Origin of the sequence: Streptomyces sp. NBC_00442 (assembly GCF_036014195.1) — a bacterium.
GTDB lineage: Bacteria > Actinomycetota > Actinomycetes > Streptomycetales > Streptomycetaceae > Streptomyces.
On sequence record NZ_CP107918.1, the window covers coordinates 4,240,346 to 4,254,063 of the forward strand.

The window sequence follows — 13,718 nt, forward strand, 5'->3', positions numbered from 1 at the left end:
CCGCGTACCTGTTGTATGCGCCGGCGAAGAACCCGCAAGGGTGGAACCTGGACCTGTCCGCGTTCGGCCAGGCGCTCGACGACGCCTTCCCTGAGGTGCGCTATGGGCCCGAAGAAGGCCACGCGGCTCGCCTGTCGTTCTGGGCCATGACCGCAGACGGCGAGGAGTTCGACGGATTCGCCGACAACGAATCCCGTGCCACGATCGCACTGAGCTCGGCCACGGTCGACGAAGCCGCCAGATTCATCCTGTGGCTGCGCGACTCATACCTTCCCGCCCCCGACCTCATCCGCTTCACCTCCGAACTCGCCTACGAGCGAAAGATCGACACCGACTGGCGTGTCCCCGCCACCGGAGACCACGCGCGGATCGCCGATGAGATCAAGCACCATATCCAGGTCGTCGTCGGCTGACCGACAACGCGACTGGCGGACGGGTGGGCCGAAGTTGTCCCACTTCCCCACCTCCGCCGCGGCGCGGCGCGCGGGTTCGCGTTGGCGTTCTGCGCGAGCCACGCGGCCACCTGCAGTTTGGGCGCCGCTACGGTCACACCCATGACGCTCTCGGTTCCCACCGGCCGTGCTGTCGATCTGCGAGTCCAGCCAGTCGACGAGATTCTTGATCGTGTCGAGCGGTCACTCCAGACGAGCTGTGACCGGGACAGTGTGGTGCGTAAGCGCCGTTCCGTGGGTGCACGAACGGATCGTGACACCTGGGTGCGGATCGAGCGCCGCCACTTCGACAAGATCAACGCTCAGGGTTGGAACGGCACCGAGAGCGCCGCACGCTTGGCGGGTGTCTCCCAACCCGCGTGGCAGGGATGTGTGGTGTGGCCGGACACGGACGAGGCCACAATGTGGCGTGCCGACGAGACTGCGCTCTTGCCCGGTGACCCCATCGGTACTGCTGTGCTGAGTGAGGACCCGCAGCTCGCGGACGCGTGGTGGCGGGCGTTCAACGGCCTCGTTGGACGCCCTTGCGGCACAGAGCACGAGCCGGGTCGCCACGCCGGACACCGAGGCCATCACGCAAGACCTCGTTACGGGGGTCCATCCTGGGCGCGATCCCCGGCGGCGTATTCGACACCAACGTTGAGCTTCGACAGCAACGTTGAGCAGTGGGTACCGGCACATGCGGACCTGAACTGGGCCAACATGACGGCACCGACGTTCTGCCTGTTCGACTGGGAGGACTGGGGGAACGCGCCGCGCGGGCTGGATTCCGCCTCGCTGTGGGCGAGTTCGCTTGCCGTCCCGGCTCTGGCCGACCGCGTACAACAGGAGCGGCACGTCGACTTCGCGAGCCGGGATGGCAGGCTGATGACGCTCTTCGCATGTTCGAAGATCCTCGGGCCCGATGCGCATCCCCAGGATCCGCGGCTGGAACCGGCCCGGCAGATGGTGGAAGAGACCGTCCAAGACCTTCAGTCCGACTGAGAACTCAGGCGGTCGCGAAGTAGGGTGCGGTACTCGCCGACTGCCTGTTCGTCGGGCTCGGCGGCCAAGGTGCCGACCAGTTCCCCCAGGTGAGCGGGTTCATCAGTACCGACGGACACGGCGCTGACCCTCGGGAGTCGGTAGGAGACACGGAAGGCTGCCTGCGCGTGGGAGTACCGGCTGCCCTCCCGGAGGAAGACACGGGGGCCGATCCGAGCCCACACCGGTGCCCTGGTGCTGCCGCCGAAGGGACTCATCCCCCACACCGCGCCCGCACCCAGGCCCCACGCTTCCGTCAGGGCCTCGGCGGCATCGAGTGTTCGGCCACCGACCAGCAGGCCGGCACGCACCATGAGCGCGGAGGGAGTTGGCGCGGACGCGCCGACCAGGGCCGGCAGTGACATCGGGTCCCAGGTTGCGATGCCCCACGCCCCCCACAGCCCCCTCGCTGTAGCGCAGTCGAGGGCCGCGCACGCTTCGCGCAGGTCCTCACGCGACTGGACGGCAGGCCCTGCCAGGGAGTGTTCCGGGTTGTGCAGGAAGACCAGGTCCGGCTCCCGCCCGAGGTCGCGGGCCGACTGTTCTACCGCAGCGTGCAGTCGTACGGGGTCGAGGGAGTGCTCGGTCCCGGCGGTTCCCGGAAAGTAACCCACCTTGGTGGAGAGTGTGAACTGCGGCAGCAGATCGCCGGCCACTCGCGCCAGAACCTCGTGCGAGCGGAACGAGGTAGTTGGTGCTGGTGTCGAGCGCCGTGACTCCGAGGTCCAATGCCCTTGTCAGAAGGCGGCGTTCGTGACGAGACCGGTGTAGCCCGAGGACAGCTCGGGGATCGAGCTGGACGATCACCTCCGACCCGACTCAGTTCCCCCGGCTCCTCCAGAGCGCGTGCTCCGCGGAGTCGAGCCGCATGCGGATCCGTACGGCGTGACGGATGCGGGAGGACTCGACGAACGTCTGGCGCCGGGCGGGTTACGTCGGGCGCCGCTCCGCCAGCAGGTCGCACCGCTCGCCACCGCCCCAGCGCACGACGTACGCGACCTCCGGCCGGCCGAGGCCTGGCAGCGTCGCGCGCAGCTCCTCACCGGGGATCGGCGGCACCCGTCCTGTCGTCGGCCTTGAAGTCGAAGTTGACCTGATCGCCGTCGACCGAGGTGACCGTGACCGTCACACCCAGGACGCGGTCGTCGGTCCCGGTGAGGGTGCAGCGCATGGTGGTGCCGACCTTGCCGGCGAGGTCCTCGGGGCAGGTGACGTGCGGCTTCGGCTGCCCCGTCGCGGCGGCGAGCTTGGTGGCGACGGTGTCGGCGACCTTGTCCGCGGCCACCCTGGGCGTGGACCTGCCGACCCCGACGGAGGCCGAGCAGCCCAGAAGCAGCGCGCCGGCCGCGACGGCGGTGACCGACGCGAGGATCGACATGCCGCGGATCGACATGCCGGTGGGCATCCGGGCGGTGAACATCGTGCGCTCCAGGTCGGTGGGGCAGGGGGTGGGGAGGGGCAGGGCGGAAGACCCGATGAGCATACTGGCGCGGTCTCGACGGCCAACCAGGCCGGGGGAGCGGGGCAAGGGGGCGGCTCAGCGCACCGACCGGATCCGGCCCACGAGCACCGACCCGCCCACCCCGAGCACCCCGGCCAGCGCGTACAGCACCCCGTACCCGCCCAGATGCGTCACGACCGGCGCCGCGATCGCCGGGGCCAGCACCTGGGGCAGGGCGTTGGCGATGTTGATGACGCCCAAGTCCCGGCCGCGGTCCGCGGCGCTCGGCAGGACGTCGGTGAGGAGCGCGAAGTCGACGGACGTGTACACGCCGTATCCGACGCCGAGCACCAGGGACGCCACCACGGCGCCGGTCCACGTCTGCCACACCGCGAGCAGCAGCGTCGCCGCCGAGATGACGAGCCCGGACCAGACGACGAAGACCTTCCGGCGCCCCGTACGGTCCGACCAGACGCCGCCGACCACCACCGTGCCGAGCAGGGTGACCGCGTCGAGCGCCGTCAGGATGAGCACCCCGGTGTCGGCGTCACCCTCGTAACGCACCGCGTCCGTCAGGTAGTACAGCAGGTACATCGTGCTGATGGAGTACGAGAGGTTCATCAGGAAGCGGGTCAGCCACGCCCAGCCGAAGTCCCGGTGACGCCGCGGATCGATCCAGAAGCCCGACACGAACTCCCGTAGCCGAAAAGGCAGTTGCCCGGTCGGATCGAGAGCCGTGTCCCGGCGCATCGCCACGTACGGGACGACCGCGAGGAGCGAGAAGCCCGCACACACCACGTACCCCGCGGTGATGCCGCCCGCGGCCGTCGCCAGCGCCGTGCCGACCAGGATGCCCCCGACCTGGGACACCCCGAGCCACCCGCCGACCCGTCCGCGCCGCCGGTGCGGCACCTGGTCGGGGACCGCGGCGGTCAGCGCGGCGAACGAGGCGTTGAGCGCACACTGCACCAGGCACCAACCCGCCGTCATCACCGCCACGTCCGGCGCCCACGCCAGGACGAGCAGCCCCGCCACCCCGCCCGCGCCGCCCGCCACGACCCAGGGGATCCGGCGCCCCACCCGCGCCGTCGTACGGTCCGACAGCGCACCGAACACCGGGTTCGCCACCATCGACACGGCCGCGCCAACACCCGTCACCAACGCGAGAGTCGATGTCTTGTGGTCGGGCGCGAAGTGCTGCGCCTGCCGGGCCAGGAGCAGTTGCAGCGGGCCGAACCAGCCGACCCACACCCCGAGATTGGCCAGCGCGAGCGCCCCCACCCAGCGCCCGGCGGGACCCGGAGCGCCGGCCCTGTCCCCGGGCCCCGCCGTCACCGGCCCGGCCCTGTCCCCGGGCCCCGCCGTCACCGGCCGTCCCCGGCACCCCGGATGACGTCCCGATACCAGGCGAAGGAGTCCTTGGGCGTGCGCTTGAGCGTCTCGTAGTCCACGTGGACGAGGCCGAAGCGCTGCCGGTACCCCTCCGCCCACTCGAAGTTGTCCAGGATCGACCAGATGAAGTAGCCGCGCACGTCGACGCCGTCCGCCATCGCCCGGTGCAGGGTCCGCAGATGGCCGTCGTGGAAGGCGATGCGCCGGACGTCGGCGACCCGGCCCCCGGCCTCCGGGTCGGGCTCGTCGCCGTACGAGCAGCCGTTCTCGGTGATGAACAGCGGGGGCAGACAAGCGCCGTACCGCTCCCGGAAGGCGACGAGCAGTTCATGGAGCCCCTCGGGCACCACCGGCCAGCCGAAGTCGGTCCTCTCGTGGCCCTCGATCTCGTGGAGGCCGAACGGCAGGTCCGGGGGAAGCGCGATCCCGGCGAGACTGGTGACGGCGTCCGGCGCCGGAGCGCCGACGAGCGCCGGGTTGTAGTAGTTGATCCCGTACCAGTCGAGGGGCGCGGAGATCTTCTTCAGGTCATCGGCGACCGGACCCGGCATCAACTCCGCCCAGCCCTCGGGGTAGGCGCCGGTGAGGACGGGGTCGGCGAAGAGGCGGTTCATGAGGGTGTCGTACAGCTCGGCCGCGCCGCGGTCCTCGTCCGTGCCACCGGCCGTACGGACCGGACTGTGCGAGGCGGCGATCCCGATCTCGCGCGCGCCGGCGGCACGCAGTGCCTCAACCGCCCTGCCATGAGCGAGGAGTTGGTGGTGCGCCACGGGCAGCGCGTCGAAGACGAGACGCTTGCCGGGGGCGTGCTCGCCGAGCCCGTAGCCGAGGAGGGTGACTTCGGCGGGCTCGTTCAGGGTGATCCAGCGCGGCACCCGGTCGGCGAGCCGCTCCGCCACGACCGAGGCGTACGCGGCGAACCGCTCGGCGGTGTCCCGCTCCAGCCAGCCACCGCGCTCCTCCAGGGCGAGCGGGGTGTCCCAGTGGAACAGGGTGGGGACCGGGGCGATGCCGGCGGCGCACAGCTCGTCGACGAGCCGGTCGTAGAAGTCGAGCCCCCGCTGGTTGACGGGGCCCGTGCCCGCCGGCTGCACCCGTGACCAGGAGACGGAGAACCGGTAGGCGCCGACGCCGAGCCGGGCCATCAGGGCGACGTCCTCGCGGTAGCGGTGGTAGTGGTCGGTGGTGACGTCCGCGCGTGAACCGTCCTTGATGCGTCCGGGCTCTTTGGTGAAGGCGTCCCACACCGAGGGCCCCCGGCCGTCGGTGTCCACGGCGCCCTCGATCTGGAACGCGGAGGCGGACACGCCCCACAGGAAGCCGGGCGGGAAGGCGGGCAGGGGCGGCGGAGTGAACGGTGGCGTGGGCGGTGGCGTGGGCGGCGGCGTGGGCGGCGTCATGGGGGAACTTTTGGGGCGGGGGGCGGGTCCTGTCAATGGAAAGTGAACAAACTTCATGTTCTGCGGGTCGGTCGGCGCCGGCAACCGCAGGAAGGTCAACTGGCGTGTAAGGAGTGTCGGATGCCGCATGCCGCATGCCGCATGCCGCATGCCGAAAGTCAGTCGCCGAATGCCGAATGCCGAATGCCGAATGCCGAATGTCGGATATCGGATATCGGACATTGAGTATCGGATGCCAGTCGTCGGATGTCAGACGGTGTCCGCCCACCGCCAAGGAGTACCCCCGTGCAGAGTCCCACCGCCACCCGCTACCTCTACCTCACCCGGCATGGTGACGCCGGAGACGAAGGGCCCGTGCTGACCGTGGCGGGGCGGCGCCAGGCTGCCCTGCTCGGGCGGCGGCTCGCCGGGGTGCCGCTGGCCGCCCTGCACCACGGCCCGCTGGGCCGGGCCGCCGAGACCGCGCGGCTGATCGCTGCCGAGCTGGACGGTGTGGCCCCGACGGAGGCCGCCTGGGCGGGGGACTACGTGCCGCACTGGCCGCGGCGGGACGAACTCCCGCCGGCCCACGCCGACGGCATACTCGGCTTCCTCGGTGACCCCGGGCCGGGGGAGCGGGAGTCGGGGGACGCGCTCCTCAAGGAGGTGACGGCGCGGTGCACCGGTCCGGTCGAGGGGACCGGACCGCGCCACGAGCTCATCGTCACCCACACCTTCCTCATCGGCTGGCTGGTGCGCGCCGCGCTCGATGCGCCCGACTGGCGCTGGGCCGGGCTCAACCACGGCAACGCGGCCCTCACCGTCATCCGGTACGCGCCCGGCCGGCCGGCGTCCGTCCTGCTCTACAACGACATGGCCCACCTGCCCGCCGAGCTCAAGTGGACCGGATTTCCGGAGCAGTTCGCGACCGAGTTCGGGCAGTACGCGGTCTGAACCCCCACGGCGGTGGGGCCGCACCGCCCCGCGGCCGTACTGCCCCGCGGCCGCACTGCCCCGCGGCCGCACCGCCCCACGGCCCCAACCCCTTTCTCCCCAGGGCTATTTCGCATCCGAGTAGCGCTCCACGATCGCCGTCGTGAAAGGAAACCGCACCGGAGTGTCTCCGAAGGTGATGCGCCCGGCCAGCTCACCCGCCTCGCGGATCGCCTTCGCCACCGTGTCGGCCTCGTCGGCGGGGCAGTGCACGATCACCTCGTCGTGCTGGAAGAAGACCAGCTCGGCCCGGAGCCCGGCCGCGGAGATCGACTGACGCAGCGCGGCGAGCAGGAGCAGCGCCCAGTCGGCGGCGCTGCCCTGGACGACGAAGTTGCGTGTGAAGCGGCCCCGGGCGCGGGCGTCGCGCGAGGCGTAGCCATACGTGAACTCGCCTTCCGGAACGCCGGGTTGGGGATCGGTCTCCTGGGGGATGCCCGCCTCGTCGGCCTCGCCCGCACCCAGCGCGGGCGGGCTGGTGCGGCCGAGCCAGGTGCGGACCAGGCGGCCTTCCTCGCCGGCCTTCGCCGCGTCGTCCACGAAGGCCACCGCGAGCGGGAAGCGCCTGCGCAGCGCCGCCAGGTTCTTCAGGCCGTCGCCCGATGTCTGGCCGTAGATGGCGCCGAGCAGGGCCAGCTTGGCGTGGTTGCGGTCGCCGGAGAACGCCCGGTCGGACAGTGAGGTGTACAGGTCGCCGTCGTGGCCCGCCACCTCCATCAGGCCGGGGTCGCGGGAGATCGCGGCGAGCACCCGCGGCTCCATCTGGTCGGCGTCGGCGACGACCAGGCGCCAGCCCTCGTCGGCGACGACCGCCTGCCGTATCACCTTGGGGATCTGGAGGGCGCCGCCGCCGTTGGTGGTCCAGCGGCCGCTGACCGTGCCGCCCGGCGTGAACTCGGGGCGGAAGCGGCCCTCGCGCACCCAGTCCTGCAGCCAGCTCCAGCCGTGCGCGGTCCAGATCCGGTACAGCTTCTTGTACTCGATCAGCGGCTCGACCGCCGGGTGGTCCAGCTCGGCCAGTTCCCAGCGGCGGGTCGACTTGATGCGCATCCCGGCCTCGCCGAACGCCTTCACCACGTCGGCCGGCAGGTCCGGTCTGACCCGGCGCCCGAACGCCGCGGACACCTGGTCGGTGAGCTCCGCGAGACGGCGCGGTTCGCCCCCGCCGCCGGTGCGCGGCGATCCGCTCGCGTAACGCTCGCCGAGCAGCCCGTTCAGGAGCTCGCGGTGCACGTCGGCGCGCCAGGGAAGGCCCGCCCGGTGCATCTCGGCGGCTACCAGCATGCCCGCCGATTCGGACGCGGTGAGCAGCCGCATCCTGGCGGGGTGTTCGGCCCGGTCGTGGCGGCGCTGCTGGTCGGCGTACACCTCCAGGAGCGCCTCGAAGGGCAGGCCCGCGGTGCCGCGCGGCTCGAACGCGAAGAGGGAGGACTGCGAGCCCGGTTCGGCGGCCCTGGGTGGCGGGTCGGGCGGTACGGGTCTGTTGTGCAGGCGGGCCCAGGCGGCCGCCGCCGAGCGGGGTTCGCCGTACCGGCCCGCGTGGCCGAGCAGCAGCAGCTCGGCGTCCTCGATGTCGTAGCACCGCTCGATCCGGGCGCCCGCGGCGAGCAGCCGGGGGTAGATGTCGGCGGTGGAGCGCCATACCCAGCGGCCGACCTGGGGGCGGCTGCGGACGGCCGCGACCAGGTCGGCCTCCTCGCGCACGGCGCCCACGGGCAGCCCGTCGTCCCCGAGGGGTGCGAGCCGTGCTCCGCCGCCCTCGGTCGCCTCGATGGCCCACCGGTCCCACCGTTCGTTCACGCGATCGAGTCTGGCACCCGCCACTGACAACGGCCCGCCACCACGACCGTCACGCCGGGCCCCGGCCACCATTACCGTCAGGCCCGGCGCCGGCCGGCCCGCGCCCCACGTCACTGCCCGCACCTCAGGCCACCGCCCGCGCCTCATGCCACCGCGTGCAGCAGTGCCGCCGCCTCTCCTCGTGAGCTGACGCCCAGCTTGGCCAGGATGTTCGCGACGTGGAACTTCACCGTCGACTCGCTGATGTGCAGCTCCTGGGCGATCGTCCGGTTGCGGTGGCCCCGGGCGAGATGGCCGAGCACCTCCGCCTCGCGCGGGTGCAGCTCGGACAGCGGGTCGAGGCGCGGTCCCGGTGCGGTGCCGAGTGGCAGGGTCGCGGTGACCGTGGTGCCCCAGCCGGACAGCGCGTCCACGGCGAGGGTGCCGCCGAGCGCGGCCAGGCGCTGGGCCACGCGGTGGGCGTCGAGGGCCGCGCGCGGCAGGTCGCCGGGCCCGTCGTCCCGTACGGCGGCGACCAGTTGGCAGTCGGCGAGCCGCCAGCGGACGTGGATGCGGCGCACCCCGTCCTGCCCGGCCATGGCAAGGACGACGGCGCGCACGGCGGCGCGTGCGAGGTGGGCGACGTCCGCCGCGAGGGAGGTCTCCGCGGTCTCCGCCTCCGGGGCGGCGAATTCGAGGCGTACCTCGCTGTGGCGGAGCAATGTCCGGAGGGATCGGGCGAGTTGGGCGAAGGCCTCGGCGGCGGGTTCCTCGGTGAGTTCCTGGTTGCGGTCGGCCTCGGCGCGCACCGCGACCAGGGCGGACACGGCGAGGTCGACGGCGCGCGAGCGGGCCTCGCGGTCGTCGAGGGCCTTGCTGCGCAGCACGCCGAGCAGCGCGGTGAGCGCGGTTTCGTGGGCCTCGCCGAGCTCGGCGATCACCCGGGCCCGCTCGGCGGCGGTGGACCGGGACTGGGCGAGGGCGCCCGGTACGGCCTCGGAGGTGAGGCGGGCCCGGTGTCCGGTCGCCAGGTCCCACAACTGCTGGGCGGTCTCCGTGTCCGCCGGTGCCGGCGGGCCGCCGGGGGAGGCGAGGACGAGCACGAGCAGCGGGGGCCGTCCCGCCATCGGCGCGGCCTCGCTCGCGATCGCCAGCACCGCCCGCTCCTCGCCGCCGAGCACGGCGGTGCCGTGCCAGGGCCGGCCGGGTGTGACGCGGGGTTCGAGCGCCTGGAGGTCGGCGACGGTGACGTGCGGGGCCGGCCCCGTGTCGCCGTGCACCAGGTGCACCTTGAACGGCGAGTGCGCGCACTGCCCGGACAGTTCGGCGGCGACCGTGTGCGCGACCAGCGGGGCCAGGGCTGCGGAGAGGGTCGGCAGGATCGCGTCCAGTGGCCCGCGCACCAGCTCGGCGGCGCGCGCGAGGGTGAAGGCGGCGGGCGCCGGGCCGGCGGCGGCCGGGGGTGTGCCCGGGGGTGTGCTGCGGCTCGTGCGGGGCTCCATCGCCCCAGCGTACGGTCGCCACGGCCGGGTGCGCCCCGCCTTGTGGCCAGGTCGAACCGGCCGTAAGGCGGGCCGGGTCGGGCCGGCGGGCGGCGGAGGCTGGATCCACCGCGCCGGACACGACGTGGTGAGCGATGCGAGGAGTGCTGTGATGGAAGCGATCGTCTACGAGCGGTTCGGCGGCGTCGAGGTGCTGGCCCTGGGCCGGGCCGACAAGCCCAGGCCGGGCCCCGGCCAGGTCCGGGTGAAGGTGGCCGCGGCGGGCGTCAACCCGGTCGACTACCGCATCCGCAACGGCTGGATGCGGCACGCCTTCCCGGTGGCGTTCCCGGCGATCCCGGGTCTGGAACTCGCGGGCACCGTGGATGAACTGGGGGCGGGCGTCACCGGGTTCGCGGTCGGCGACGAGGTGTTCGGGCACTCGGACACCGGCGCCTACGCCGAGTACGCCCTGGCCACCCATGTCGTGGCCAAGCCGGCCGGGCTGACCTGGGAGCAGGCCGTGGCGCTGCCCATCGCGGGCGAGACGTCCGAGCGGGTCCTGGGCCAGCTCGGACTGGCCGCGGGGGAGACCCTGTTGGTGCACGGCGCGGCGGGTGTCGTCGGCTCGGTCGGCGTGCAGCTCGCGGTGGCCCGGGGTGCCACCGTCATCGGTACCGCGTCGCCGGACAACCACGCCTTCCTGCGCGAGCTCGGCGCGATACCGGTGGCGTACGGTCCCGGTCTGGTCGAGCGGGTGCGCGAGGTGGCCCCGGCGGGCGTCGACGCGGTGTACGACGCGGCGGGCAAGGGCGCGCTGCCCGACTCCATCGAGCTGCGCGGCGGCACCGCCACGCGCATCGTCACCATCGCCGACACGAGCGCCGCCGAGCACGGCGTCCCGTTCAGCGGGGAGTCCATGACCGACCCCGTGCCGGTCTTCGCGGCGCACGCCCGGCTCGCGGTCGAGGGCAGGCTGCGCATCCGGCACGCCGAGACGTTCCCGCTGGCCGGGGCGCCCAAGGCCCTGGAGCTCAGCGAGGGCGGCCACACCCGGGGCAAGCTCGTCGTCATGCCGTGACGGACGCCGCCCGGTAGCGCCCCGGCGTCGTGCCGTACTGCCTGCTGAAGGCGTGCGACAGGGCGTACGGGGTGCTGTAGCCGACCCGTGCGGCGATGGCGTCCAGCGCGTCGGGGGTGGTGCGCAGCAGGGCCGCGGCCCGGGTGAGGCGCCACCAGGTGAGGTACGCCATCGGGGCGCGGCCGACCAGGGCGGTGAAGCGGCGCGCCAACGTGGCCCGGGAGACGCCGGCGTGGGCGGCGAGGACGTCGTTGTTCCAGGCCGCCGCGGGATCCTCGTGCAGGGCGTGCAGGGCGGCGGCGACCGCCGGGTCGTGGAGTGCGGCGGGCCAGCGCGATGTGGTGCTGTCCGCCATCCAGGCCCGTACGAGATAGACGAGCAGCAGGTCGAGCAGGCTCGGCAGGGCGATGGCCGCGCCGGGGCGGGCGGAGCCGACTTCGCGGCCCAACAGGTCGATGGCGGCGCGCAGTTCGTGGTGGTGGCCGTCGTGACCCGGGATGTGGACGACGTCCGGCAGGTCGGCCATGAGCGGGTGGGTGTGGCGCCGGTCGAGCCGGTACTTGCCGCACAGCAGCTCCGTATCGCCCGTTCCGTCGGGGGAGTTGGCGGCCGCTTCGCGCGACCACTGGGCGAAGTCGACGGCGCGGGCGAGCCGTTCCCCGTCGGCGGGGCGGTCGGCGATGACGTGTCCGCTGCCGTGCGGGAGCAGTACCGCGTCGCCGGTGTTCAGGGCGAGCGCCGTGCCGCCCTCGGTCAGCATCCAGCAGCGGCCCTCCAGGACGACGTGGAAGCCGGCGCCTTCGTAGGGGTCGAGCCGGGCGCACCACGGGCCGCCCACCCGCAGCCTGGTGGAGGAGGGTCGGCCCACCCGTACCGCGGAGATCGCGTCGCTCACCAGGTCCATGCGGCCAGCTTAGCGACACGCCACCGACGTGCTGAGACGTTCGAGTATTCCGGTGAGCCGGGAAAGCATTGAACGTCTCATGTCTGCGTGCCTAGGGTCGTGGCGACGGACAGTGAGCGGAAGGCGGCAGGGCATGCGGAGCATCACGTTGGGAGAGGTCGAGATCGTCAGGGTCGTGGAGTGGGAGGGCACGTTCGGGCCCGCCCGCACCATCGTGCCCGAGGCCGGGATCGAGACGTGGAAGGCGAACGAGGAGATGCTCGCGCCGCACTTCTGGGAGCGCGAGAGCGACCGGTGGATCGGTGCGCTCCAGACGTGGGTGCTGCGCAGCGGCGGGCGGACGGTGCTGGTGGACACCGGAGTGGGCAATGGGCGCGAGCGGCCCAGCATGCCGATGTTCCACCACCGGAACACCGATTTCCTGGGCGGGCTCGCGGCCGCGGGGGTGCGGCCCGAGGACGTCGACGTCGTCGTCAACACCCATCTGCACGCCGACCACGTCGGCTGGAACACGGTGGCGGCGGGGCCCGGCGCGTGGACGCCCGCCTTCCCCAACGCCACCTACCTCATGCCGGCCGCCGACCACGCCCACTTCGACCCGGCCAACGGGCGCGATCTGCGCGTGGACGACGTGGAGCTGTTCGAGGACAGCGTCGCGCCCGTGGTGCGGGCCGGGCAGGCCGTGCTGTGGGAGGGCGAGCACCGCATCGACGAGAACCTCGTCCTGGAGGCCGCGCCCGGACACACCCCGGGCTCCTCGGTGCTGAGGCTCGCCTCCGGCGGCGAGCGGGCCGTGTTCGTCGGCGACCTGCTGCACAGCCCCGTACAGATCGCCCACCCGTCGCACAACAGCTGCTTCTGCGAGGACGAGACGCAGGCCGCGGCCACCCGCCACCGCATCCTCGGCCGGGCCGCCGACGAGCGCGAACTCGTCGTGCCGGCCCACTTCGGCGGCCCCGGGGCCTTCGAAGTGCGGCGCGACGGCGGCCGGTTCGCGGTCGGCGCGTGGGCCTCCTACGGCGCGTAGGGGGCTTCGGCCCGAAGTCCGTAGCGGGCGCCGAGCTCCCAGGCTCCGTGCAGTGCGTCCGCGAAGGCGCCCGCCAGCTTGTGCTCGCCGGCGGGGCCCGGGTGCGTGCCGTCGTAGGTGTCCGTGCGGATGTCGTAGGTGTCGGGGACCGCGGCGAGCAGCAGCGGTGAGGCCGCCGTGTCGAGGTCGGCGACGGCCTTGGCGAGCAGCGCGTTGAAGCGGTCCACCTCGGCGGCGAACGCGGCGTCGTCGCGCGCCCGGATGTTGGGGATGACGGGCAGACACACCATGCGCACCCGCGGGTTGGCGGCGCGGGCGCCCTCGACGAACGCGCGGACACTGGCGGCGGTCTGTTCCGCGTCCGTGTAGAACCCGAGGTCTATCAGGCCGAGCGAGACGAGCAGCACGTCCGCCCGGCTCTCCGCGACGGCCGGGCCGATCAGCGGCGCCATGTGCAGCCAGCCCTCGCCCCAGCCCGCCAGGTGGCGGCGGGCCGCGGGCGGGAAGGCGGGGGCGGCGTAGTCGTGCGAGACGGGCGCCCCGGCCGCCGGGTCGTACAGCGCGGTGCGCGGCCCGACGATCTCGTACCGGCCGGGCAGGGACGTTTCGAGGTGGCACCACATGCGGTAGCGCCACGTGAAGTCGCCGGGGCACCCGATGGTCATGGAGTCGCCGACGAAGAGAAAACGCATGGGGGACATCATTACCGATCGGTACGCCCGGCGGCGACGTGACGGTCGACACCCCGGCATGCACCGGAGGCCAG

13 protein-coding genes and 1 pseudogene are annotated in these 13,718 nt (G+C 72.9%); 5 read left to right on the forward strand and 9 right to left on the reverse strand.

What is annotated here, in order from left to right; genetic code table 11:
- Positions 1-11: 11 nt before the first annotated feature.
- A complete protein-coding gene (locus tag OG432_RS19040; protein WP_328312153.1) occupies positions 12-413 on the forward strand; it encodes a hypothetical protein in 402 nt (133 codons plus the stop codon).
- A 141-nt stretch (positions 414-554) separates the two neighbouring features.
- Positions 555-1,436, forward strand: a pseudogene (locus OG432_RS19045) (hypothetical protein).
- On the opposite strand, the gene OG432_RS19050 reads toward OG432_RS19045, so the two are convergent.
- The 5 genes from OG432_RS19050 to OG432_RS19070 form a co-directional block, all read right to left on the reverse strand.
- Positions 1,424-2,131, reverse strand: a complete 708-nt coding sequence (locus OG432_RS19050) for an aldo/keto reductase (protein WP_328312154.1) — start codon at positions 2,129-2,131, stop codon at positions 1,424-1,426. The pseudogene OG432_RS19045 and the gene OG432_RS19050 sit on opposite strands and share 13 nt — an antisense overlap.
- A gap of 274 nt (positions 2,132-2,405) precedes the next feature.
- Positions 2,406-2,534, reverse strand: coding sequence for a hypothetical protein (locus OG432_RS19055; protein ID WP_328315376.1), 129 nt, complete (start codon positions 2,532-2,534; stop codon positions 2,406-2,408).
- Positions 2,515-2,958 (reverse strand): DUF4333 domain-containing protein, encoded by a 444-nt coding sequence (locus OG432_RS19060; protein ID WP_328312155.1) that lies wholly within the window; start codon positions 2,956-2,958, stop codon positions 2,515-2,517. The genes OG432_RS19055 and OG432_RS19060 overlap by 20 nt, the downstream gene beginning before the upstream one ends.
- Positions 2,959-3,012: 54 nt before the next feature.
- The gene (locus OG432_RS19065; protein ID WP_328312156.1) at positions 3,013-4,251 is read right to left on the reverse strand and encodes an MFS transporter; all 1,239 of its coding nucleotides are present in this window, start codon (positions 4,249-4,251) and stop codon (positions 3,013-3,015) included.
- Positions 4,252-4,280: 29 nt separating this feature from the next.
- Positions 4,281-5,708 carry a GH1 family beta-glucosidase gene (locus OG432_RS19070; protein ID WP_328312157.1) on the reverse strand — a complete coding sequence of 476 codons (1,428 nt, stop codon included), beginning with the start codon at positions 5,706-5,708 and terminating at the stop codon, positions 4,281-4,283.
- A 285-nt stretch (positions 5,709-5,993) separates the two neighbouring features.
- Between OG432_RS19070 and OG432_RS19075 the strand changes: the two genes are divergently transcribed.
- Complete coding sequence (locus OG432_RS19075) at positions 5,994-6,641, forward strand: histidine phosphatase family protein (RefSeq protein WP_328312158.1); 648 nt, start codon at positions 5,994-5,996, stop codon at positions 6,639-6,641.
- 105 nt (positions 6,642-6,746) lie between these two features.
- Here the strand turns inward: OG432_RS19075 and OG432_RS19080 are convergent, their stop codons facing one another.
- Together OG432_RS19080 and OG432_RS19085 are read right to left on the reverse strand one after the other, a co-directional pair.
- The gene (locus tag OG432_RS19080; RefSeq protein WP_443058586.1) at positions 6,747-8,552 is read right to left on the reverse strand and encodes a bifunctional 3'-5' exonuclease/DNA polymerase; all 1,806 of its coding nucleotides are present in this window, start codon (positions 8,550-8,552) and stop codon (positions 6,747-6,749) included.
- 71 nt (positions 8,553-8,623) lie between these two features.
- Positions 8,624-9,961 (reverse strand): LuxR C-terminal-related transcriptional regulator, encoded by a 1,338-nt coding sequence (locus OG432_RS19085; RefSeq protein WP_328312160.1) that lies wholly within the window; start codon positions 9,959-9,961, stop codon positions 8,624-8,626.
- Between the two features lie 151 nt (positions 9,962-10,112).
- Between OG432_RS19085 and OG432_RS19090 the strand changes: the two genes are divergently transcribed.
- Positions 10,113-11,021: an NADP-dependent oxidoreductase gene (locus OG432_RS19090; protein WP_328312161.1), complete on the forward strand. Its 909-nt coding sequence runs from the start codon at positions 10,113-10,115 to the stop codon at positions 11,019-11,021.
- Here OG432_RS19090 and OG432_RS19095 read toward each other — a convergent pair.
- Positions 11,011-11,925: an AraC family transcriptional regulator gene (locus OG432_RS19095; protein ID WP_328312162.1), complete on the reverse strand. Its 915-nt coding sequence runs from the start codon at positions 11,923-11,925 to the stop codon at positions 11,011-11,013. The two genes, OG432_RS19090 and OG432_RS19095, sit on opposite strands and share 11 nt — an antisense overlap.
- A gap of 133 nt (positions 11,926-12,058) precedes the next feature.
- On the opposite strand from OG432_RS19095, the gene OG432_RS19100 reads away from it, so the two are divergent.
- Entirely contained in the window at positions 12,059-12,952 is an 894-nt protein-coding gene (locus tag OG432_RS19100; RefSeq protein WP_328312163.1) for an MBL fold metallo-hydrolase, read from the forward strand.
- Here the strand turns inward: OG432_RS19100 and OG432_RS19105 are convergent.
- Positions 12,940-13,644 carry a GDSL-type esterase/lipase family protein gene (locus OG432_RS19105; RefSeq protein ID WP_328312164.1) on the reverse strand — a complete coding sequence of 235 codons (705 nt, stop codon included), beginning with the start codon at positions 13,642-13,644 and terminating at the stop codon, positions 12,940-12,942. The genes OG432_RS19100 and OG432_RS19105 overlap by 13 nt on opposite strands.
- Positions 13,645-13,718 lie beyond the last annotated feature (74 nt).

Bases quoted from the DNA above. Each gene is read 5' to 3' on its own strand.
- OG432_RS19060 (WP_328312155.1), bottom strand. From the start codon at position 2,958: ATGCTCATCGGGTCTTCCGCCCTGCCCCTCCCCACCCCCTGCCCCACC.
- OG432_RS19070 (WP_328312157.1), bottom strand. From the start codon at position 5,708: ATGACGCCGCCCACGCCGCCGCCCACGCCACCGCCCACGCCACCGTTC.
- OG432_RS19080 (WP_443058586.1), bottom strand. From the start codon at position 8,552: ATGGTGGCCGGGGCCCGGCGTGACGGTCGTGGTGGCGGGCCGTTGTCA.
- OG432_RS19085 (WP_328312160.1), bottom strand. From the start codon at position 9,961: ATGGAGCCCCGCACGAGCCGCAGCACACCCCCGGGCACACCCCCGGCC.
- OG432_RS19090 (WP_328312161.1), top strand. From the start codon at position 10,113: ATGGAAGCGATCGTCTACGAGCGGTTCGGCGGCGTCGAGGTGCTGGCC.
- OG432_RS19095 (WP_328312162.1), bottom strand. From the start codon at position 11,925: ATGGACCTGGTGAGCGACGCGATCTCCGCGGTACGGGTGGGCCGACCC.
- OG432_RS19100 (WP_328312163.1), top strand. From the start codon at position 12,059: ATGCGGAGCATCACGTTGGGAGAGGTCGAGATCGTCAGGGTCGTGGAG.
- OG432_RS19105 (WP_328312164.1), bottom strand. From the start codon at position 13,644: ATGCGTTTTCTCTTCGTCGGCGACTCCATGACCATCGGGTGCCCCGGC.